Origin of the sequence: Pseudomonas sp. Tri1, assembly GCF_017968885.1 — a bacterium.
In the GTDB taxonomy this organism is placed as follows: domain Bacteria; phylum Pseudomonadota; class Gammaproteobacteria; order Pseudomonadales; family Pseudomonadaceae; genus Aquipseudomonas.
The window spans coordinates 1,656,844-1,679,277 of the sequence record NZ_CP072913.1; the positions used below are offsets into that span (position 1 = coordinate 1,656,844).

Genomic DNA, 22,434 nt, shown 5'->3' on the forward strand with positions numbered 1-22,434 from the left:
CGCCCCTTCGCCATTGAGGGAGGGATGGGCTGAAAGCAGGGTATTTTGATTGGTGTCAGCCACGATTCAGGTCACGCATGTTAACAAGGACATTGTTGCGTGATCCTCAACAGTGAATATTGCGCCAGGCGGTTTCTTCGCCTGGCCTCGATCTATAAAATGGCCGGCCGCTGCGCCGGGTTGATGACGTTGCGTAAGTTGTTTTTTGACAAGGAGTTGTAAATGACCGTTTCGTTTGTCGCCAAGGCCTCAGTGTTGCTGCTGTTTCTAGGCAGTACGCTTTACGTGCATTTGCGCGGCAAGGCGCGTTTGCCGGTATTGCGTCAGTTCGTTAACCACTCGGCTTTGTTCGCCCCCTATAACACCTTGATGTACCTGTTCTCCAGCGTGCCCTCCAAGCCTTACCTGGACCGCAGCAAGTTCCCGGAACTGGATGTGCTCAAGGACAACTGGCAAGTCATCCGCGACGAGGCCATGCACCTGTTCGACGAGGGGTACATCCGGGCGGCGGAAAAGAACAACGACGCCGGCTTCGGCTCGTTCTTCAAGAAAGGCTGGAAACGCTTCTACCTCAAGTGGTACGACAAAGCGCTGCCGTCTGCCGAATTGCTGTGTCCCCGCACCGTCGAGCTGGTCAACCAGATTCCCAACGTGCGGGGCGCGATGTTTGCCTTGCTGCCGGGCGGTAGCCACTTGAACCCCCATCGAGATCCGTTCGCCGGTTCCCTGCGCTATCACCTGGGGTTGTCCACGCCCAATTCCGACGACTGCCGGATCTTTGTCGATGGTCAGATCTACGCCTGGCGCGACGGCGAAGACGTGATGTTCGATGAAACCTATGTGCACTGGGTCAAGAATGAAACCCCGCAGACTCGCGTGATCCTGTTCTGCGACGTCGAGCGACCATTGAAAAGCCGATTGATGACTCGTCTGAACCGCGCTATCAGCGCCTTCCTCGGCCGCGCCACCGCGCCGCAGAACCTCGACGACGAGCGCGTTGGCGGCATCAACCAGGCTTACGCCTGGAGCAAGTCGTTCAGCGACGGCATCAGTGGCCGGGTCAAGCAATGGAAACGCAAGCATCCCAAGGCCTACCGGGTCATGCGGCCCGTGTTGGCGGTGGCGGTGCTAACCGCCCTAGGCTATTGGCTGTTCGTTTAGTCATTGCCTAACCCATCGAGCGCTGGTTATAGTCGGCGCTCGATGGGTTTTCCTACCCACCCTCCAAGAGATCGGCTCATGCCTGCATCCCCTGTCATCGCGGTTGTGGTTCCAGCGTTCAACGCTGGCGTCGTGCCGTGCGGGAATCAGCAGCCTGTGCAGATCGGTCAATACCCCCCACCTGTCAGTAGCCCACCGGTGTACGCCGTCGTATCACCGCCGGGTGTTGGCGTTCAGGGCTGATCGGCAACGGTTGCCGTTCCCTGTGCCCGCCTGAAAAAACTACTGGATTTCAGCTTCGGCTGAGTTGGCTTTTGCCTGACTACAGGTGGTATTCATGTTTTTCCTATCCAAAAACGCCTTATTGGCGGCGGCTTCCACGAGCCTGTTCGTTCTGCTGTGGAGCAGCGGGGCGATCTTTTCCAAATTGGGCCTGGCCCACGCTTCACCTTTTGCGTTCCTGCTGATCCGTTTTGCCATCGCGCTGTGTGCGCTGGTGCTGTTGATTCCATTGCTCAAGTTCAAGCTGCCCAAGACCGGCAAGCCGCTGCTATACGCGGCGACCACCGGGATGGTGCTGCTGGGCGCCTATCAGATTTTCTATCTGCTGGCCCTGCAAATGAACGTCACCCCAGGGGTGATGGCGACGCTGATGGGCGTGCAGCCGATCCTTACGGTGGTGCTGGTGGAGCGCCAGCGATCCTGGCAACGGCTGTTCGGCCTGACGTTGGGGTTGCTGGGATTGATCATGGTGGTCTACCAGGGGATCGGCCTGGCCGGTATGTCCCTGGTTGGAATGCTCTACGGGTTGCTGGCGCTGGTGAGCATGACGGCCGGCTCTATCATGCAAAAGCGCATCACCGATAATCCCCTGGGCACATTGCCGGTGCAGTACCTGGCCGGGTTGCTGCTGTGCGCGGCGTTCGTGCCGTTCCAACCGTTTCACTTCGAGCACAACGCCGGTTTCATCGTGCCGGTGTTGTGGATGGGCCTGGTGGTGTCGGTGCTGGCGACGTTGCTGCTGTACCGGCTGATTGCACGGGGCAACCTGGTGAATGTCACCAGCCTGTTCTACCTGGTGCCGGCGGTGACGGCGATCATGGACTACCTGGTGTTTGGCAACCGCCTGGCATTGCTGAGTTGGCTGGGAATGGGGCTGATTATTGTTGGGTTGGTGTTTGTGTTTCGTAAAAAACGCTAGCCTTTAGCTATTCGCTAACCGTACCACCGCTATCGCAAGCAAGCTTGCTCCCACAGGGTCATGCACAGCCCTTTGTGGGAGCGAGCCTGCTCGCGATGGCATTTTCAGCGGCTCCGATGGGCTATCGGGCAGGCACCTCAGCCGGCTTAGCCACCCCAGGCTTCAACACCAACCACAACGCCGCCGCGATCAACACCCCGCCATACAAATGGGCCATTCCCAGCGGCTCATCCAGTAGCAACGCCCCCCATAGCACGCCGAACGGCGGGATCAGGAACGTTACGGTCATGGATTTGACCGGGCCGATGGAGGTGATCAGCCGGAAATAAAGGATATACGCCAGCGCGGTACACCCCAGGCCCAGCCCCAGCAGGGACAGCCAGACGCTCCAGCCTCCCCAACTGGCCGGTGGCTGGCTGATGACGCTGTAGCCAAACAGCGGCAGCAAAAATACCGTGGCGCCAAACATGCTGCCCAGGGTCGAAAGACGGCTGTCCAGCCCACCTTGCTGATCGAGCCAGCGACGGGTGAGGAAGCCGGCGAAGCCATAGCACGTGGTGGCGAGCAGGCAGGCGAGGGCGCCCATCAGCAGTTGCAGGTCGAAGGCCACCGGGCCGGCGCGGGTCAGGATGCCGACGCCGAACAGCCCAAGAAACACACCGCAGACCTTGGCGGTGGTGAGTTTTTCGCTGAAGAACAGCCCGCCGATCAACACGCCCATCAACGGCGTGGTGGCGTTGAAGATCGCCGAGTAACCGGCTGGTAGTACTTGGGCCGCCAGCGAGTAAAACGTCGCCGGGATGCCCGAGTTGATCAGACCCAGCCCCATCACCACTTTCAGTTTGCCGCGAAAATTCCAGTCGACGCGCATCAGCGCCAGGATCACCAGCAGCCCGACGAAGGCGATGGATACGCGAAAGAACGCGGTGGGGATCGTGCCAATGACGGGGGCGATAATGCGCATGAACAGAAAACTTGCCCCCCAGATGGCGGCCAGTGACAGCAAACGCAGAATATCGACGAGGTTCACAAGTCATTCCTTCCGTGGTTGGGCGGCAAGTGTCGCCGTCCTGAATACCGATGGCAATGGTTGCGTTGCCGCGCGATTGGCCTCTAAGCTCAGGCGCCTATAACAAGTATGACCCGCCGAGGTTTACCTATGCCGCAACCATGGCCCGCCACCGATATCGCCCGGTCGATCCTCGAAGGTTTCGACGATTATCGAGAGCATTTCCGGCAGATCACCGATGGCGCCCGCGCCCGGTTCGAGCAGGCCCGGTGGCAAGAGGCGCAAGCGGCTTCGGCGGCGCGGATCAATTTATATGAAGAAAAAGTCTTCGAAACCGTGGCCCATTTGCGCGAAGCCTTCGACGCCGAGTCGTTGATGGATGTCAGTTGCTGGCCGTTGGTCAAAAGCGCCTACATCAGCCTGATCGACCTGCGTTTTGACGATGAACTGTCGGAGACCTGGTACAACTCGATCTTCTGCGGGCTGTTCAGTCATGACCTGATCAGTGATGGCACGATGTTCATCCACACCACCCGCCCCAGCCTGCGTCGCGCCCGTGCGGCCCAGACCCGGACCTACAAACCCCAGGGGCAACTGGACCGGATGCTGGCGAACGTGTTCGCCGATTACCGCTTCAGCGAGGATTACGCCGACTTGCCAGGTGACCTGAAGCGCCTCGAAGCCCAACTGCGGGAAAACCTGCCGGACTGGGTCTGCAAGGACCCGGAGCTGACGGTGGAGTTGTTTTCTTCAGTGCTCTATCGCAACAAGGGCGCCTACCTGGTGGGCCGGATCTACACCCGAGACGAGCAATGGCCACTGGTGATCCCGCTGCTGCACCGCGAAGGTCGGGGCATCCAGATCGATGCGCTGATCACCGATGAGGCGCAGGTATCGATCATCTTTTCGTTCACCCGCTCCTACTTCATGGTGGACGTGCCGGTGCCGGCGGAATTCATCGGCTTTCTCAAGCGTATCTTGCCCGGCAAGCACATCGCCGAGCTGTACACCTCCATCGGTTTCTACAAGCACGGCAAGTCCGAGTTCTACCGGGCGTTGATCAATCATCTGGCGAACACCGATGACCAGTTCATCATGGCCCCGGGTGTGCGTGGCATGGTCATGAGCGTATTCACGCTGCCGGGTTTCAACACCGTATTCAAGATCATCAAGGACCGTTTCTCGCCGTCGAAAAACGTCGACCGCGCCACGGTGATCGAAAAATACCGCCTGGTGAAAAGTGTCGACCGGGTCGGGCGTATGGCCGATACCCAGGAGTTCGCCGATTTCCGCTTTCCCCTGAGCAAGTTCGAACCGGCGTGTCTGGAGGAACTGCTGGAAGTGGCGCCTTCCACGGTGTCGGTGGAAGGCGATACGGTGTTGATTCGCCACTGCTGGACCGAACGCCGCATGACGCCGCTGAATCTCTACCTGGAAAACGCCAACGACGCCCAGGTGCGCGAGGCCCTGGAAGACTATGGCCTGGCCATCAAGCAACTGGCGGCCGCCAATATCTTCCCCGGCGACATGCTGCTCAAGAACTTCGGTGTGACCCGTCACGGCCGCGTGGTGTTCTACGACTACGATGAAATCTGTTTCCTGACCGAAGCCAACTTCCGCCACATCCCCGAGCCCCGCACCCCGGAAGACGAAATGGCCTCCGAGCCCTGGTATTCCATCGGGCCGCTGGACGTATTCCCCGAAGAATTCCCGCCGTTCCTGTTCGCCGACGCCGGGCAGCGCAAGCTGTTCGACCAGTTGCATGGCGAGCTGTACAACGCCGATTACTGGAAAGGCCTGCAGGAGGCGATCCGGGCGGGGAAGGTGATCGATGTGTTTCCGTATCGGCGCAAAGACCTGGACAGCGAATAACCAGCGACCCTGAATCCTGCGAGAACCCTGTGGGAGCGAGCTTGCTCGCGATAACGGTGTGTAAGTCAACATTAACGCTGGCTGATCCACCGCTATCGCGAGCAAGCTCGCTCCCACAGGGTATGGCGGTGGGCAGGTCGCCATGTGTCGGCGCAATAGCCGCAAATCTGCGACAATCGGCCCCCTGCACAAACCGACGACCCTTGCGTACCTGATGACTGACCAAGCCCCCGCTATCGACAAGCTGCTGAAAAACCTCGACCACGCCATGCTCGCCGACCGTCACCGGTTGCGGCGCCAGTTGCTCGAGCTGCGCAAGAAACCCGATGAGGCCAAGCTGGCCCAGTGGGTGACGCGCATGCAGGCGTCGTGCGATCAGGTGCTGGCGCGCAAGGCGAGCCTGCCGGTGATCCGCTATGACGACAATTTGCCGATTGCCGCCAAGCGCGACGAAATCAAGGACGCGTTGCTCAAGCATCAGGTGCTGATCATCGCCGGCGAAACCGGCTCGGGTAAAACCACGCAGTTGCCGAAGATCTGCCTGGAAATCGGCCGGGGCCAACATGGCTTGATCGGCCACACCCAGCCACGCCGGATCGCCGCCCGCAGCGTTGCGAGTCGGGTGGCCGAGGAACTGGCCACTCCGTTGGGGGCGCTGGTGGGTTATCAGGTGCGCTTTGAGGACCAGAGCGACGCCAACACCCTGATCAAGTTGATGACCGACGGCATCCTGCTGGCCGAGACCCAGAACGACCGCTACCTCGAACGCTACGACACGATCATTGTCGACGAAGCCCACGAACGCAGCCTGAACATCGACTTCCTGCTCGGCTACCTCAAGACCCTGCTGCCGCGCCGCCCGGACCTCAAGGTCATCATCACCTCGGCGACCATCGACCTGGAGCGCTTCTCCAAGCACTTCGATGACGCGCCGATCGTGGAAGTCTCGGGCCGTACCTTCCCGGTGGAAACCTGGTATCGCCCGTTGACCCTGGAGCAGGACGAAGAAGGCAACCGCGTCGAGGACGACCTGACCGTCGACCAGGCGATCCTCGCCACCCTCGATGAAATCGCCGCCTATGAGCGCAGCGAGCGCCGCAGCCCTGGCGATGTGCTGGTGTTCCTGCCGGGCGAGCGGGAGATTCGCGACGCGGCGGAAATGCTGCGCAAGGCCCAGCTCAAGCACACCGAGATTCTGCCGCTGTACGCGCGCCTGTCGCCGGCCGAACAGCAGCGCATCTTCCAGTCCCACCCAGGCCGTCGCGTGGTCCTGGCGACCAACGTTGCAGAAACCTCGCTCACTGTGCCGGGCATCCGCTACGTGATCGACAGCGGCACCGCGCGCATCAGCCGCTACAGCTATCGCGCCAAGGTCCAGCGGCTGCCCATCGAAGCCATCTCCCAGGCCAGCGCCAACCAGCGCAAGGGCCGCTGCGGGCGGGTCGAGCCGGGGATCTGTGTGCGGCTGTACAGCGAAGAGGACTTCCTCGGCCGGCCGGAATTCACCGACCCGGAGATCCTGCGCACCAACCTGGCGGCGGTGATTTTGCAGATGCTGCATCTGCGCCTGGGTGAGATCACCGATTTCCCGTTCATCGAGCCGCCGGACGGCAAGGCCATCAGCGACGGTTTCAACCTGCTGCAAGAGTTGTCGGCGGTTGACCGCAACAGCCAATTGACCCCGCTCGGTCGGCAATTGGCGCGCCTGCCGGTGGACCCGCGCATGGGCCGCATGCTGCTGGAAGCGGCGAAACTGGGCAGCCTGCAGGAAGTGTTGATTGTCGCCAGCGCCATGTCGATCCAGGATCCGCGCGAGCGTCCGCCGGAGCGCCAACAAGCGGCCGACCAGGCTCACGCCCAATGGAAGGATGTGGACTCGGATTTCGCCGGGCTGGTCAACCTGTGGCGTGGTTTCGAAGAGCAGCGCCAGGCCCTGACCGCCAGCCCGCTGCGCAACTGGTGCCGCAAGAATTTCCTCAATTACCTGCGCCTGCGCGAGTGGCGCGATTCCCACCGTCAGTTGAGCCTGATCTGCCGCGACATGCAGTTGAGCCTCAATAAAGAACCGGCCGATTACCCGAAACTGCACAAAGCGGTGCTTTCGGGGTTGTTGAGCCAGATCGGCCAGAAAACCGAAGACGGCGATTACCTCGGCGCCCGCCAGCGGCGGTTCTGGGTCCATCCGTCGTCGGGCCTGGGCAAGAAGCGTCCGCAGTGGCTGATGACCGCCGAGCTGGTGGAAACCACCAAGCTCTACGCGCGCATGGTGGCCAAGATCGAACCGGACTGGATCGAGCCGCTGGCCGGGCACCTGATCAAGAAAAATCACTTCGAACCCCATTGGGAGAAGAAGCGCGGGCAAGTGGTGGCGTATGAGCAGATCACCCTGTTCGGGCTGATCGTCGTCGGTCGCCGGCCGGTGCATTACGGGCCAGTGGACCCGGTGGTATCGCGGGAACTGTTCATCCGCGAGGCGCTGGTGCGTGGCGAGATCCAGTCTAAGGCCAAGTGCCTGAGTGCCAATACCAAACTGCTGGAGCAGCTCGACGAACTGGAAGCCAAGGCCCGCCGTCGCGACATCCTGGCGGACGAAGAAACCCTGTTCGCCTTCTACGATGCGCGCCTGCCGGCCGAGATCCACCAGACCGCGACCTTCGACAGTTGGTACCGGATCAACAGCCAGAAAGACCCGCAGTTGCTGATCATGCGTGAAGAAGACGTGCTGGCGCGCGAGGCCAGTGAAGTCACTGCCGCGTACTATCCGGACACGTTGCGCGTTGGCGACCTGACCTTGCCGCTGAGCTATCACTTCGAGCCCAACCATCCCCGCGATGGCGTGACCCTGCGAGTGCCGGCGCCGTTGCTGCCGATGCTGCCGCCGGAGCGCCTGGAATGGTTGGTGCCGGGAATGATCGAGGCCAAATGCATCGCCCTGGTGCGCAACCTGCCCAAGGCCCTGCGCAAGAATTTCGTGCCAGTGCCGGACTTCGTCAAGGCGGCGCTGCAACGCATCACCTTCGCCGAGGGCTCGTTACCGCAGTCCCTGGGCCGCGAACTGCTGCGCATGACCGGCGCGCGGGTCAGCGACGAAGCCTGGGCGGAAGCGGCGCAGCAGGTGGAAAGCCATCTGCGCATGAACCTGGAAATCGTCGATGGCCAGGGTAAGTTCCTTGGCGAAGGCCGCGACCTGGCCGAACTGACGGCGCGCTTTGCCGAAGCCAGCCAGGCGGCATTGGCCGTGCCGCAAACGGCAAAAAGCCAGGCGCCAGTGGAGGCGAAAATTTTCGCGCCGGTGGCAGAGAAAACCCAACAGAAGATCGCTGGGCTGTCGATGACGGTGTACCCGGCGCTGGTGGAAGAGGGTGGCGTGGTCAAGGAGGGGCGTTTCCCGACTCCGGCCGAAGCCGAGTTTCAGCATCGCCGCGCCTTGCAGCGTTTGTTGATGCAGCAGTTGGCCGAGTCGGCCAAGTTCCTGCGCGGCAAGCTGCCCGGCCTGACAGAGTTGGGCCTGTTGTACCGCGACTTGGGCCGCATCGACAGCCTGGTGGAAGACATCCTGCTGGTCAGCCTCGACAGTTGCGTGCTGGAAGGCGAAGCGAGCCTGCCCCGTGATGGCGCCGCGCTGGCTTCGCTGGCCGAGCGCAAGCGCGGTGGCTGGGCCGAGCACGCTGAGCGCCTGGCGAAGCTGACCCTGGACATTCTCAAGCTCTGGCACGGCCTGCAAAAACGCTTCAAGGGCAAGATCGACCTGGCCCAGGCCGTGGCGCTGAACGATATCAAGCAGCAGCTCAGCCACCTGGTGTACCCGGGCTTCGTCCGCGAAACCCCGCATCAATGGCTCAAGGAACTGCCGCGCTACCTCAAGGCCATCGAGCAACGTTTCGAGAAGCTGGGTAGCCAGGTGCAGAAAGACCGGGTCTGGAGCGGTGAGTTGTCGAACCTCTGGGCCCAATACCAGACCCGAGCCAGCAAACACCTCCAGGAAGGCAAGCGCGACCCGCAACTGGAGTTGTACCGCTGGTGGCTGGAGGAATACCGGGTTTCGCTGTTCGCCCAGCAACTGGGGACCAAGGTGCCGATTTCCGATAAGCGCTTGAGTAAGCAGTGGGGGCAGGTGGAGGGTTGATGCCACAAACCAGATGAACACTACTAACCCCTGTGGGAGCGAGCCTGCTCGCGATAGCGTTGTGTCAGTCGACATAAATACTGAGTAATCCACCGCTATCGCGAGCAGGCTCGCTCCCACAGGGTTAGTTGGTGTAGCTCACTGAGAATGGGCCAAACGCCAGCGTTTGTGGCAAACTTCGCGGCTATAAATGCCGGTCCCGTGGTTTTTGAGCTTCACTGCCCCGGGCGGATCGGAATAAAGCACTGCCAGGTCTGCTTCCCCTGGATGGGAAAAGACCCTTTGTGTATTGGTACGTCGGTGCCAATGCTTTCTGCCTGAACAGATCAGAGACACGACCATGCATAACGTCGTCATCAGTGGCACCGGCCTGTACACCCCGGCCAACAGCATCTCCAACGAAGAGCTGGTGCAATCCTTCAATACCTATGTCGCCCAGTTCAACGCTGACAACGCCGAGGCCATCGAGCGCGGTGAAGTCGAGGCGTTGACCGAATCCAACGCGGCGTTCATCGAAAAGGCCTCGGGCATCAAGAGCCGCTTTGTCATGGACAAGGAAGGTATCCTCGATCCGCAACGCATGACGCCACGTCTGCCTGAGCGCTCCAATGACGAGTGGTCGGTGCTGTGTGAAATGGCGGTCGGCGCGGCAAAACAGGCGCTAGAGCGCGCCGGTCGCACCGCGGCCGACATCGATGGCGTGATCGTCGCCTGCTCCAACCTGCAGCGCGCGTACCCGGCCATCGCCATCGAAGTCCAGGAAGCCCTGGGGATCGAAGGTTTTGGTTTCGACATGAACGTGGCCTGCTCCTCGGCGACGTTCGGCATCCAGGCTGCGGCCAACAGCGTGCAGTTGGGCCAGGCCCGGGCGATTTTGATGGTCAACCCGGAGGTGTGCACCGGCCACCTGAACTTCCGCGACCGCGACAGCCACTTCATCTTCGGCGACGCGGCCACCGCCGTGATCATCGAGCGAGCGGACCTGGCGACCTCGCCGTACCAGTTCGACGTGGTCAGCACCAAGCTGCTGACCAAGTTCTCCAACAACATCCGCAACAACTTCGGCTTCCTCAACCGTGCGGCAGAAGAGGGCGTCGGCGGCCGCGACAAGCTGTTCGTCCAGGAAGGCCGCAAAGTGTTCCGCGACGTTTGCCCGATGGTCGCCGAGCTGATCGGTACCCATTTGGAAGAGAACCAACTGAATGTCGGCGACGTGAAGCGCTTCTGGCTGCACCAGGCCAACCTGAGCATGAATCACCTGATCGTGCGCAAATTGTTGGGGCGCGAAGCCACCGAACAGGAAGCGCCAGTGATCCTCGACCGCTACGCCAACACCAGTTCCGCCGGATCGGTGATTGCCTTCCACACCTACCAGGATGACCTGCCCAGCGGCTCGGTTGCCGTGCTCAGCTCGTTTGGCGCCGGCTATTCGATTGGTAGCGTGATTTTGCGTAAGCATTGATTGTTGCGGTGACAAAGGGATTTATTGTGGCGAGGGGATTTATCCCCTCGCTACAACAGCGATCCATCCAGCAATAGGGCGTTGAATGACGGTCACCGATGATACCCAATTGCTCCCACGCCTCCTGGCCGGTGAGCAGCAGGCCTACAAGGAACTGGTCAGCGCCTACCAGGGCCCGATGCGCGCCGTGGCCTACGCCATCGTCGGCGGTCGCCATGCCGATGAAGTGGTGCAGGACGCGTGGCTGTCGGTGGTGCGCAATCTCAGCGGCTTCCAGGGGCGTTCCAGCCTCAAGACCTGGCTGCTGACCATCACTGCCAATGCCGCCAAGGGCCGCTACAAGCAGAACCGCCGGGAAGTGCTGCTGGACGATCTGCCATCGCCCCACGGCACCCTGGGCGATGATCGTTTCGCCGCCGATGGTCATTGGCTGCTGGCGCCGTTCGCCTGGCACCAGGACACCCCGGAGGCGTTGCTCACGATGAGCGAGTTGCGCGATTGCCTCGAACACACCTTGCTCAGCCTGTCGGAACTGCAAGGCAGTGTGTTGACCCTGCGTGAACGCCAGGGGCTGGAACTGGAAGAAATCTGTAATCTTCTGGGCATCTCGCTCTCCAACGTACGCGTGCTATTGCATCGCGCCCGGCTGAAGGTCTTCGCGACCGTTGAACATTTCGAGGAAACCGGCGAATGCTGACCTGCAAGGAACAAGTGGCGCGCTCCAGCGATTATCTCGACGGCCAGTTAAGCTTTCGTGAACGCCTGATGGTGCGGCATCACCTGCTGTTCTGCCCCAACTGCCGGCGTTTTATCCGCCAGATGCGCCTGATGCAGGCGACCCTCAGAAAATTGCCGCAACCACCGATTCCAGACCTGGATCACCTCGCCGAAAAACTTGCCGCCGAGCGTCGCAAAGACATCCGCTAAACCTCAATCCATCACCCACCCTCTGGGGGAGCGAGCTTGCTCGCGATAGCGACGGATCAGCCAGCGTAGTGTTGACTGACCCACCGCTATCGCGAGCAAGCTCGCTCCCACAGGTTCCATAGCCGTACCGGTTATTCCCTTTCGAAGTAAAAAGTTCCGTTGTCATAAAATCTTTATCTGACAGCAACTGCGCTGACACAACCCATCGCCAAGATCCCCTCCCAACACCAGCGGGCCCAGTTCCGCGTGTTTTCTAACGCATAGACTACCAACAGGGGAATTCTTCGATGATTCGTAAGCACTTCGCAGGTGTTGCCGCCAGCGCACTGGCCATGGCAGTAACCGCCCAGGCTTTCGCCGGTACCGTCACCACCGACGGCGCCGATATCGTGGTCAAGACCAAGGGCGGCCTCGAGGTCGCTACCACTGACAAAGAGTTCAGCTTCAAGCTCGGCGGTCGTTTGCAGGCTGACTACAGCCAGTTCGACGGTATCTACACCGACAATGGCGACAAGGCTGACGCCGCTTACATTCGCCGCGCCTTCCTGGAACTGTCCGGCGTGCTGTACACGGATTGGGCCTACACCATCAACTACGACATGTCCCACAACAGTGGCGACTCCGATAACGGCTATTTCGACGAAGCGTCCCTGGCCTACAACGGCTTCAAGCCGGTTTCGATCAAGGTCGGTCGTTTTGACCCCGACTTCGGCCTGGAAAAAGCCACCAGCTCCAAGTGGGTGACCGCGCCTGAGCGTAACGCCGCTTACGACTTGATCGACTGGGCCAACAGCCATCAGAACGGCCTGGGCCTGCAAGCCTCCAGCACCTTCGCCGATTCGTTCTACGCCTCGGCCGGTGTGTTCAGCAAGGACACCGACGACACCGACGGCAACAGCGTCAAGCAAGTCAACGGTCGTTTCGTCTTCGCACCGATGCACGACGCTGGCAACGTGCTGCACTTTGGTTTGAACGTGGCCTCGCGTGACGTTTCGGATACCGCATTCGACGCACGTTATCGCTCCCGCCTGGGCATGCGTGGCGTTGAAACCCTGGGTGGTAACGACGCCGGCCCTAACGGCAACCGTCCGGTACTGGGCGGCGCCAACAACTCGCCAGCCGGCTCCTACGACCGTGATACCGCTCTGGGCCTGGAAGCCGCTTTCGCCATGGGCCCGGCTTCGGTCCAGGGTGAATACATCACCCGCAAGACCAAGGCTGATGCCGATGGTTTCGAAGACATCAAAGGCCACGGCTTCTACGTCCAGGGCGCCTACACCCTCACGGGTGAGTCCCGTGGTTATAAAGTCGGCAAGTTTGATGCGATCAAGCCCCAGAACAAATCCATCGGCGCGTGGGAAGTGTTCTATCGCTTCGACAGCATGACCGTCGAAGACGACAACATCACCACTGCTTCCGCCACCCGCGACGTCGGCGATGCCGAGGCCAAGGTGCACAACCTGGGCGTGAACTGGTACGCCAACGAAGCGGTGAAAATCACTGCCGCTTACGTCAAGGCCAAGACCGACAACGTCACCAACGCCAACGGCGATGACGACGGCAAAGGTGTGGTTGTGCGTGCCCAGTACGTGTTCTAAATCGCACTGACTTGATACACCGCTCTGACTTCATCCGTTAAAGCGCTCCTTTGAACCCCGCCTCTGGCGGGGTTTTTTTTAGCCTGTTCGGGCTCGTTTGCCACGTTTCCTAGGACAACTGGATGGGCGACCACCTGTCAACCTTGACAGTTTCGTGGCATTTGAAAAAGGCGCTTACTTTGTCCAGTCGAAAAACGATGGGCAGCGTCTGGGAATTCGGCAGTACTCACTGTGCTTGTCGAAACGAAGCGCCATGAGCGGCCGATGGCAGCCAACGGTGAAGATGGAGAGCAACATGGCTGGTCAAGATAAAAAAGGGCAACGTACGTCCAATGAATCCTCGCCCGATGCCAATGCATCGTCCGGCGAACCGGCTTTCAGATTCCACTATGACGCGCTGGACACGTTGACTGGACGCAGTACTTCGAGCGGTAAAGAGCATCGGTTCTACCGCAACGATGAGCTGGCGAACGAGATCCAGGGAGGCGTCAGCCGTACCTTCCTGAGGGCAGAGGGCACCGTGCTCGCCGAACAGCAGGTCGGCGGTGAGCAAACGCCTCTATTGCTGGCGGGGGATGACAAGAACAGCGTGCTGGTTGAGGTCAGCCAGGATGCTGTCAAGGCAATCGCGTATTCAGCATACGGCCATCGCACGGCTGACGCAGCGGTGAGCAGCCCCTTTGGTTACAACGGTGAGCGGCGTGAGACACAAACCGGTTGGTACTTGCTGGGCAACGGTTATCGAGTCTTTAATCCGCTGTTGATGAGGTTTCACAGTCCAGACAGCTTGAGCCCTTTTGGTGAAGGGGGCTTGAATGCGTATATGTATTGTGTGGGGGATCCGATAAATAGTGTGGATCCGACGGGGCATACTCTCTTTGGAATTGTCTCACGTGGCTTCAGAGGTCTATTCGGATCAAATAGAATTACCACTGCAACTCCGGGTGCTCAGGAGCTGCCCAGGGTTCTCCGCCTCAATCCGCATGAAAAAAATAGGCCGACGAGCCTGCTTCCTATTAGGCGTAAAGATGTAAATAATTTGGAGATGAGGGCCAACTTGCAGTTGGAACTCGCTGCGCAGTTTAAAGGTAAGGATGAAAAAAAATATGCTATGTATAAGAAATTTTATGCAGAGGATTTTGAGGCGCTTGACTTTGCTAAAGAACATCGAGGTGAAAAGTTAATAACGAAATATGGGCGAAGAGCAGTCAAAAGATCTGCAAAAAGAATGGCTATATTAGAAGGTATACAAGATGAAGAAAAGTATGCTGTTTTTTTAGACTGGCAAGCCAAAGACAATGAGGCAAGGAAAGGTGTCAAGCGCCCCCCGGGCGAAGGCAGGAGGTACTTGGGAGTCGAGATTGAAGAAATACGGAACGGAAACAGGAACTGACATTGCTCGTGTATAGCGACAAGGTCTGATAATTGTTATCCAATTGGGATAATGATCAGTTACAGTCGTCGAAAAGTGCCTGTTCCTCGTATCATTCAGTCCAGATCGGCGATACTCGCCCCATCGCCGTCCGGATGTCGAGGAACCGCATGCCGCTTCAAGTCTTGAAAAGTCTGTCCACCATCGCGCCTCAAGAATGGGACGCGCTGGTGCCCGCCAATCAGCCGTTCCTGCGCCACGCCTTCCTGAGCACCCTGGAAGACAGCGCCAGCCTGGGCGCGTATTCCGGTTGGCAGCCGGAGCATTTGCTGCACATTGAGGACGGTCGTCTGTTGGCGGCCTTGCCCAGTTATCGCAAGTGGCATTCCTACGGCGAGTACGTGTTCGACCACGCCTGGGCTGACGCCTGCGCCCGGGCCGGGATCGAGTACTACCCCAAGCTGCTGACGGCGGTGCCGTTCAGTCCGGTCAGCGGTCCGCGATTGCTGGCGGCCTGTGTGGAGGACGGCCTGGAATTGTTGGGCAGCCTGCCGGGTTATCTGGAAATCGAAGGGCTTTCCAGCGCTCACATCAACTTCACCGATGCCTTCACCGACACGGCGCTGGCCGGGCAGGAGGGCTGGTTGCAGCGGATCGGTTGCCAGTATCACTGGCGCAATCGCGGTTATCGGGACTTCCAGGATTTCCTCGATGCGCTCAGTTCCCGCAAGCGCAAGCAGATGCGCAAGGAGCGTGAACAGGTGGCGGGGCAGGGCATCGAGTTCGAATGGCTAGAAGGTCATCAGTTGGACGAGGCACAGTGGGATTTTGTCTACGCCTGTTATGCCAACACTTATGCGATACGACGGCAGGCGCCCTATTTGACCCGGACATTCTTCAGCCTGCTGGCCGAACGCATGCCCGAGGCCATTCGCGTGGTGCTGGCCAAGCAAGGTTCGCGGCCGGTGGCGATGGCGTTCAGCCTGGTGGGTGGCGACAGTTTCTACGGGCGCTACTGGGGCTGCCTGGCGGAGTTTGACCGTTTGCACTTCGAGACTTGTTTCTACCAGGGCATGGACTACGCGATTGCCCATGGCTTGCAGCGTTTCGATGCCGGTGCCCAGGGCGAGCACAAATTGATTCGCGGGTTCGAACCGGTGATTACCCGCTCGTGGCATTACCTGCGTCATCCCGGTTTGAAAGCCGCGGTTGAAGATTTTCTCGCCCGGGAACAGGAGGGGGTGCTGGCCTATGCCGAGGAGGCGAAAACAGCACTGCCTTATCGGCAGTGCTGATTTTCGCAGGTATGACTCAGCGGCTTTCCTGGCCCAGCCAGCGGTACGAGACTCCGCCGATGACCGCGCCCAGCAGCGGTGCGACCCAGAACAGCCACAGTTGCTCGATGGCCCAACCACCAACGATCAGCGCCGGTCCGGTACTGCGGGCCGGGTTGACCGAAGTGTTGGTGACCGGGATCGAGATCAGGTGAATCAGCGTCAGGGCCAGGCCGATGGCAATCGGCGCCAGCCCGGCTGGTGCACGCTTATCGGTGGCGCCAAGGATGATCAGGATGAACATCGCCGTCATGACCAGCTCGGTGACAAAACCGGCCGCCATCGAATAGCCACCGGGCGAGTGCTCGCCGTAACCGTTCGCTGCCAGGCCGGAAGTGGCCAGGTCAAAGCCTTCCTTGCCGCTGGCGATGAAGTAGATCAACGCAGCGGCCAGCACGCCACCGATGACTTGGGCGATGATGTAGGCGGGCAACTCCCTGGCCGGAAACCGCCCGCCCACGTACAAGCCCACCGACACCGCCGGGTTCAGATGACAGCCCGAGATATGGCCGATGGCGAAGGCCATGGTCAACACCGTCAGGCCGAACGCCAGGGCAACTCCCAGCACGCCAATCCCGGAGGCGGCCAATACCGCGCTGCCGCAGCCGCCCAGTACCAGCCAGAACGTACCCAACAACTCAGTCGTTGAACGTTTGAGTAAAGACATAAGCATCCTTGATAGAACAGTCGTGATAATCGGTTATGCATCCAGCAGAATTACGACAGGTTCATCTCCAGAACCTGAGCTGAGTACAGCAGAGCGTTGCGACAAATCCAGCGGCATTAAAAAAACCGCCAGAGTCATGGACTGTGGCGGTTTTGGCCGTGGTCGGCGGGGAGTATGTCGTTGCGGTGTGGGCAATATGGATTCTGGACAGAATTTTTCAGTATTGCTGATTCATCCTGGTTTCATATGGCGTCTGGTTGGTTCAATCGATCCCCACGAACCCACCTGTCTGATGCTGCCACAACCGCGCATACAATCCGCCATGGGCCAGCAGTTCAGCATGGCTACCCGTTTCGGCGATGCGGCCGTTTTCCAGCACCACCAGCCGGTCCATCCGGGCGATGGTGGAGAGGCGGTGGGCGATGGCGATCACGGTCTTGCCTTGCATCAAGGTCTCCAGGCTTTCCTGGATCGCCGCCTCGACTTCCGAGTCCAGCGCCGACGTCGCTTCGTCCATTATCAGGATCGGCGCGTCCTTGAGCAGTACCCGCGCGATAGCGATGCGCTGGCGCTGGCCGCCGGACAGTTTCACGCCGCGCTCGCCCACATGGGCGTCGAAGCCGGTGCGGCCTTCGGCGTCCGACAGCAGTGGGATGAATTCATCGGCGCGGGCCTTGCGCACGGCTTCCCAGAGCTGCGCATCGGTGGCGTCGGGCTTGCCGTACAGCAGGTTGTCGCGAATCGAGCGATGCAGCAGCGAGGTGTCCTGGGTGATCATGCCGATGCGCTCGCGCAGGCTTTCCTGGCCGACTTCGGCGATGTCCTGGCCATCGATGAGAATGCGCCCGCCCTGCACGTCATAGAGGCGCAGCAGCAGGTTGACCAGGGTGGATTTACCCGCTCCGGAAGGGCCGATCAGGCCGATTTTCTCGCCGGGCTTGATGGTCAGGTTGAGGTCGCCGATCACCCCGCTTTTCTTGCCATAGTGGAAGTCCACATGCTCGAAACGCACCTCGCCGCGGGCCACCGCCAGGGGCTTGGCCTGGTCGCGGTCGGTGACGCTGACCGGCTGGGCGATGGTCTGCAAACCGTCCTGGACCATGCCGATGTTTTCGAAGATGCCGTTGACCACCCACATGATCCAGCCGGACATGTTGACGATGCGGATCACCAGCCCGGTCGCCAGGGCAATGGCGCCGACGCTGATCAGCGATTGAGTCCACAGCCACAGCGCCAGCGCCGTGGTGCCGACGATCAGCATGCCGTTCATGGTGGTGATGACCACGTCCATGCTGGTCACCACGCGGCCGGCCAACTGGGCTTTTTCGGTCTGTTCCTGAATCGCTTCGCGGGCGTATTGCTGTTCGAAGTTGGTGTGGGCGAACAGCTTCAGGGTGGTGATATTGGTGTAGCCGTCGACGATCCGGCCCATGAGCTTGGAGCGGGCGTCGGACGACACCACCGAGCGCTCCTTGACCCGTGGCACGAAGTAGCAGAGGGCAGCGATGTAAGCGGCGATCCACATCAGCAGCGGGATCATCAGGCGCCAGTCGGCTTCGGCGAACAGCACCAGGGAACTGATGGCGTAGATCAGCACGTGCCAAAGGGCATCCACGGCCTGCACGGCCGAGTCGCGCAGGGAGTTGCCGGTCTGCATGATGCGCTGGGCGATGCGCCCGGCGAAGTCGTTCTGGAAGAAGTTCAGGCTCTGCTTGAGCACGTAGCTGTGATTCTGCCAGCGGATCAGGCTGGTCATGCCGGGGCTCAGGGTCTGGTGCACCAGCAGGTCATGCAGGGCCACGAAAATCGGCCGAAAGACCAGTGCCACCACGGCCATCCAGGCCAGTTCGAGGCCATGGAGCTTGAAGAAGTCGACGTTGGGCGTGCCCTGGGTCAGGTCGATGATGCGGCTCAGGTAGCTGAACAGCGCCACCTCGATCAGCGCGCCGATCAGGCCCACCACCAGCAGCACGGCGAAGCTGGGCCAGACTTGTTTCAGGTAGTACGTGTAGAAGGGCAGGACGCGGTTCGGTGGGGCCGAAGTCGGTGCGTCGCGGAAGATATCGATCAGTTTTTCGAAGCGGCGATAAACCATTTGTAAATGCCCTGGCAGGGGCTCTCCTTATTGCTGTGAGCGGCGCGGGATCACCGCCGCCGCTCAGGCTTGCCGTGTGCCTCTTCAGTCGATGCGCTTGGCCGACTTGATGAACACAGGATCGGCCGGCACGTCTTTCATGCCGCCGCGCTGAGTGGTTGGCGAGTTGACGATGATGTCCACCACGTCCATCCCTTTGACGACCTTGCCGAAGACGGCATAGCCGTCTCCAGTGTCGAGGAAATCGTTGTCCTTGACGTTCACGAAGAACTGACTGGTGGCCGAATCGGGCACGGATGTGCGGGCCATGGACAGGGTGCCGCGGACGTTATGCAAACCGTTTTTCGATTCGTTCTTGATCGGAGCTTTGGTTTCTTTCTGCTGCATTTGCTGAGTAAAACCGCCGCCCTGGATCATGAAGCCCGGGATCACACGGTGGAAAATCGTGTTGTTGTAGAAGCCGCTGTCCACGTACTCCAGGAAGTTCTTGGTGCTGATGGGCGCCTTGACCGGGTCCAGTTCGATTTCGATCTGGCCGTTGGTGGTTTCAAGCAGTACGTGTGGTGCCTTGGTCGGCTGCGCAGCCATCAGGTTGGCGGCAAACAGTACGGTACCGGCGGCGAGGGCGATTTTTTTCAGCATGGGTTCAATGATCCTGAGTGGTGGAATCGGTTGCGGTCAAGAATTCGAGCAGGGTTTGGTTGAAGCGTTCGGGTTGATCCAGCGGGGTAGCGTGCCGGGAATCGGCGATAACCGCCAGCCGTGCATCGGGCAGCAGCTTTACATAGGCTTCTTTCAGCGCCACCGGGGTGTAGTCATGGTCGGCGCAAATGATGAGGGTTGGACAGGCGACTTGCGACAGTCGTTCCTGGACACCCCAGCCCACGATGGCATCGAAGCTGGCGAGATAAGCACGTTTGTCGTTTTTTGCCCAGCGCCGAGCCATTTCCAGGCGTAACTCGGTTTGCTCAGGCTTGGGAAACAATTTCGCGCCCAGGGCCTTGCCGATGGTCTCCAGGCTGAGAATGCGCATCAGGCTCCAGCGCTTGAACCACTGCCAGCAGTCGTCGAGCGTGCGAACTTTGACTTGCGGGGCGCTGTTGACGATGCACAGGCTCTTGACCCGTTGGGGTTCGTCCACCGCCAACTGAAAAGCGATCATGCCGCCCATGGACCAGCCCACCAGGTGCACAGGACCTAGGCCCAGATGTTCGATCAGGGCGATCAGGTCGGCGCTGAAGCCTTCGATGCTGTAGCGCTCCCGCGGCTTGTCAGAGCGACCGTGGCCGCGCACATCCACCACGATCAAGTGGTAATGGGCGGACAACACCGGGATCTGCTTTTCCCAGTCCCGGGTGCTGGAGCCCAAGCCATGGACCAGCAGCAAGGGTGCGCCGTGGCCGTATTCCTCGTAGTGCAGGTTGCAACCTTCATGTTCGAAATAGGCCATCGGCGAAGTCCTTGTCAGGCTTGTTCAGGGGCGGCGAACGGCGCATCCAGCGGCGCGGTGTCGAAGGTGCGCAGCAATTCGATAAGGATTTGCGTGGCCGGGCCCAGGGGTTTTTCCTTGTTCGAATACAAATAGAAGCTCGGGTTGCGGCTGCCGCCCTGATCCAAGGGTAGCCGTTTAAGCGTGCCTTCCTTGAGTTCCCGCTCGATCATGTGCCGGGGCAGCCAGGCGAAGCCCAGGCCGCTGCCAACGAACGTCGCGGCGGTGGCCAGGCTGCCGACGGTCCAGCGTTGTTCGGCACCGAGCCAACCAACGTCGCGCGGTTGCTGGCGTCCGGAGTCGCGGATCACCACTTGCAACTGGCTCTCCAGATCCTGGAAAGTCAGCTCGCGGTTGAGGCGATGCAAGGCGTGTTCGGGATGGGCCACCGCGACGAACTCCACGTCGCTCAATTCCGCCCCCAGATAGCCGGGAATGCTGAAGCCGCTGATGGCCAGATCGGCTACGCCTTCGAGCAACACTTCCTCAACGCCCGACAACACTTCTTCGCGCAACCGTACCCGACAGCCGCGGCTCTGCGGCATAAACGCCGTCAGGGCCCGAACGAGGCGGGCGGTGGGGTAGGCGGCGTCGACCACCAGGCGCACTTCCGCTTCCCAGCCTTGCTCCATGTGATGGGCCAGGTCTTCCAGCTGGCTGGCCTGTTTCACCAGTTGCCGGGAGCGGCGCAGCAGCACGCCGCCGGCCTCGGTCAACACGGCCTTGCGCCCGTCGATCCGCAGTAACGGTACGCCGAGCTGATCCTGCATGCGGGCCACGGTATAACTCACCGACGACTGGGAGCGGTGCAGCACCTCGGCGGCCTGGGCGAAGCCGCCGTGATCCACCACGGCCTGCAATGTTCGCCATTGATCAAGGGTCACGCGGGGCGCTTTCATATTGAGCTCCTCTTGTCCTAAGCTGGCGGTCCCTTGGTGGAGACTGCCGAATGAAGAAAATCTGTTGTGCGGTGCTGGCCCTGTTGCCGCTGACTGCGTTTGCCTATCCGATTGATGTGGAAAAACACCTCAACGGCCTGAGCATCGACTACAACGCCTATGACACCGATGCCGACATCGGTTCCATCCAGGTCAATAACTACGGCAGCACTGACGCGGCCTGTACCGTGGTCTTCAGCAATGGCCCCGAAGCACCGCGCACCCGCAAGATCGAAGTGGCCGCCGGTAAGTTCAAGAACGCCACGGCCAAGTTCAACCGCAACATCATCAAGCTGCGCATCAAGCTGACCTGTCAGCCGAAATAGCCCGGCAGCGGGGCAGGCAACGCGTTGCTTGCTCCGCTTATAAACGAAATTATCGATGCTTTACAGCAATTATTTGCGCTTTTTCATCGATATGCTCGCGTTTAACCTTCACTCCATCGACTGACAACATTCCCAGATGGAGCCTACAAGCCATGTCCCGCGTTCTGATCATCGAAAGCAGTGCCCGCCAGCAAGACTCGGTTTCCCGTCAACTCACCCAGACTTTCATCAGCCAGTGGAAAGCTGCGCACCCGGCCGACGAAATCAGCGTTCGCGACCTGGCGATCAATCCGGTGCCCCATCTGGATGCCAGTTTGCTGGGTGGCTGGATGAAGCCTACCGAGCAGCGCAACGAGGTTGAAAATGCCTCGCTGGAACGCTCCAACCAGTTGACCGATGAATTGCTGGCCGCCGACGTCCTGGTGATGGCAGCACCGATGTACAACTTCGCCATCCCCAGCACCTTGAAAGCCTGGCTCGACCACGTGCTGCGTGCCGGCGTGACCTTCAAGTACACCCCCACCGGCCCTCAAGGCCTGCTGGCCGGCAAGCGCGCCTTTGTGCTGACCGCCCGCGGCGGCATCCATGCCGGTGGCAGCACCGACCACCAGGAACCTTACCTGCGCCAAGTCATGGGCTTCATCGGTATTCACGATGTGACCTTCATCCATGCCGAAGGCATGAACCTGGGCGGCGACTTCCAGGAGAAAGGGTTGAATCAGGCCAACGCCAAACTGTCCCAGGTCGCCTGATCCGTTAATCCTCGGATAATCGCCAGGTGGTCTATTGACCTGGCGCTTCCCTTCAAACCGTTTTGCGCATCGAACCTCCCTTTGCACTTGTTGCTCCTGAGTGCA

General features: G+C 60.2%; 18 protein-coding genes. 12 read left to right on the forward strand and 6 right to left on the reverse strand.

Annotated elements, in window-relative coordinates; translation table 11 throughout:
* Positions 1–222: 222 nt before the first annotated feature.
* Together J9870_RS07440 and J9870_RS07445 are read left to right on the forward strand one after the other, a co-directional pair.
* Positions 223–1,161: an aspartyl/asparaginyl beta-hydroxylase domain-containing protein gene (locus J9870_RS07440; protein ID WP_210643342.1), complete on the forward strand. Its 939-nt coding sequence runs from the start codon at positions 223–225 to the stop codon at positions 1,159–1,161.
* A gap of 337 nt (positions 1,162–1,498) precedes the next feature.
* Positions 1,499–2,362: a DMT family transporter gene (locus tag J9870_RS07445; protein WP_210643343.1), complete on the forward strand. Its 864-nt coding sequence runs from the start codon at positions 1,499–1,501 to the stop codon at positions 2,360–2,362.
* 121 nt (positions 2,363–2,483) lie between these two features.
* On the opposite strand, the gene J9870_RS07450 is transcribed toward J9870_RS07445, so the two are convergent.
* On the reverse strand, positions 2,484–3,392 hold the full coding sequence (locus J9870_RS07450; protein WP_210643344.1) for a DMT family transporter: 909 nt from the start codon (positions 3,390–3,392) through the stop codon (positions 2,484–2,486).
* A 129-nt stretch (positions 3,393–3,521) separates the two neighbouring features.
* On the opposite strand from J9870_RS07450, the gene aceK reads away from it, so the two are divergent.
* The 8 genes from aceK to J9870_RS07490 all read left to right on the forward strand — a co-directional run bounded on the left by aceK (position 3,522) and on the right by J9870_RS07490 (position 16,023).
* Positions 3,522–5,243: a bifunctional isocitrate dehydrogenase kinase/phosphatase gene (aceK, locus tag J9870_RS07455; RefSeq protein WP_210643345.1), complete on the forward strand. Its 1,722-nt coding sequence runs from the start codon at positions 3,522–3,524 to the stop codon at positions 5,241–5,243.
* 214 nt (positions 5,244–5,457) lie between these two features.
* A complete protein-coding gene (hrpA, locus tag J9870_RS07460; RefSeq protein ID WP_210643346.1) occupies positions 5,458–9,369 on the forward strand; it encodes an ATP-dependent RNA helicase HrpA in 3,912 nt (1,303 codons plus the stop codon).
* 340 nt (positions 9,370–9,709) lie between these two features.
* Complete coding sequence (locus J9870_RS07465; RefSeq protein ID WP_210643347.1) at positions 9,710–10,831, forward strand: beta-ketoacyl-ACP synthase III; 1,122 nt, start codon at positions 9,710–9,712, stop codon at positions 10,829–10,831.
* 85 nt (positions 10,832–10,916) lie between these two features.
* Positions 10,917–11,528 carry an RNA polymerase sigma factor gene (locus J9870_RS07470; protein ID WP_210643348.1) on the forward strand — a complete coding sequence of 204 codons (612 nt, stop codon included), beginning with the start codon at positions 10,917–10,919 and terminating at the stop codon, positions 11,526–11,528.
* Entirely contained in the window at positions 11,522–11,758 is a 237-nt protein-coding gene (locus J9870_RS07475; RefSeq protein ID WP_210643349.1) for a zf-HC2 domain-containing protein, read from the forward strand. Before J9870_RS07470 ends, J9870_RS07475 begins: the two co-directional genes overlap by 7 nt.
* Before the next feature lie 287 nt (positions 11,759–12,045).
* Positions 12,046–13,356, forward strand: a complete 1,311-nt coding sequence (locus tag J9870_RS07480; RefSeq protein ID WP_210643350.1) for a porin — start codon at positions 12,046–12,048, stop codon at positions 13,354–13,356.
* A gap of 295 nt (positions 13,357–13,651) precedes the next feature.
* A complete protein-coding gene (locus J9870_RS07485) occupies positions 13,652–14,749 on the forward strand; it encodes an RHS repeat-associated core domain-containing protein (RefSeq protein ID WP_246883084.1) in 1,098 nt (365 codons plus the stop codon).
* Between the two features lie 149 nt (positions 14,750–14,898).
* The gene (locus J9870_RS07490; RefSeq protein WP_210643351.1) at positions 14,899–16,023 is read left to right on the forward strand and encodes a GNAT family N-acetyltransferase; all 1,125 of its coding nucleotides are present in this window, start codon (positions 14,899–14,901) and stop codon (positions 16,021–16,023) included.
* 16 nt (positions 16,024–16,039) lie between these two features.
* Here the strand turns inward: J9870_RS07490 and aqpZ are convergent, their stop codons facing one another.
* The 5 genes from aqpZ to J9870_RS07515 form a co-directional block, all read right to left on the reverse strand.
* On the reverse strand, positions 16,040–16,729 hold the full coding sequence (aqpZ, locus tag J9870_RS07495) for an aquaporin Z (RefSeq protein ID WP_210643352.1): 690 nt from the start codon (positions 16,727–16,729) through the stop codon (positions 16,040–16,042).
* A gap of 262 nt (positions 16,730–16,991) precedes the next feature.
* Entirely contained in the window at positions 16,992–18,824 is a 1,833-nt protein-coding gene (locus J9870_RS07500) for an ABC transporter ATP-binding protein (RefSeq protein WP_210643353.1), read from the reverse strand.
* An 84-nt stretch (positions 18,825–18,908) separates the two neighbouring features.
* Complete coding sequence (locus J9870_RS07505) at positions 18,909–19,466, reverse strand: peptidylprolyl isomerase (RefSeq protein WP_210643354.1); 558 nt, start codon at positions 19,464–19,466, stop codon at positions 18,909–18,911.
* Between the two features lie 4 nt (positions 19,467–19,470).
* The gene (locus J9870_RS07510; RefSeq protein ID WP_210643355.1) at positions 19,471–20,274 is read right to left on the reverse strand and encodes an alpha/beta hydrolase; all 804 of its coding nucleotides are present in this window, start codon (positions 20,272–20,274) and stop codon (positions 19,471–19,473) included.
* Positions 20,275–20,288: 14 nt separating this feature from the next.
* Entirely contained in the window at positions 20,289–21,212 is a 924-nt protein-coding gene (locus tag J9870_RS07515) for a LysR family transcriptional regulator (protein WP_135844230.1), read from the reverse strand.
* Between the two features lie 50 nt (positions 21,213–21,262).
* Here J9870_RS07515 and J9870_RS07520 point away from each other — a divergent pair, with 50 nt between their 5' ends.
* Positions 21,263–21,577: a 3-phosphoglycerate kinase gene (locus tag J9870_RS07520; RefSeq protein ID WP_135844231.1), complete on the forward strand. Its 315-nt coding sequence runs from the start codon at positions 21,263–21,265 to the stop codon at positions 21,575–21,577.
* A gap of 152 nt (positions 21,578–21,729) precedes the next feature.
* Positions 21,730–22,329: an FMN-dependent NADH-azoreductase gene (locus J9870_RS07525; RefSeq protein ID WP_210643356.1), complete on the forward strand. Its 600-nt coding sequence runs from the start codon at positions 21,730–21,732 to the stop codon at positions 22,327–22,329.
* Positions 22,330–22,434 lie beyond the last annotated feature (105 nt).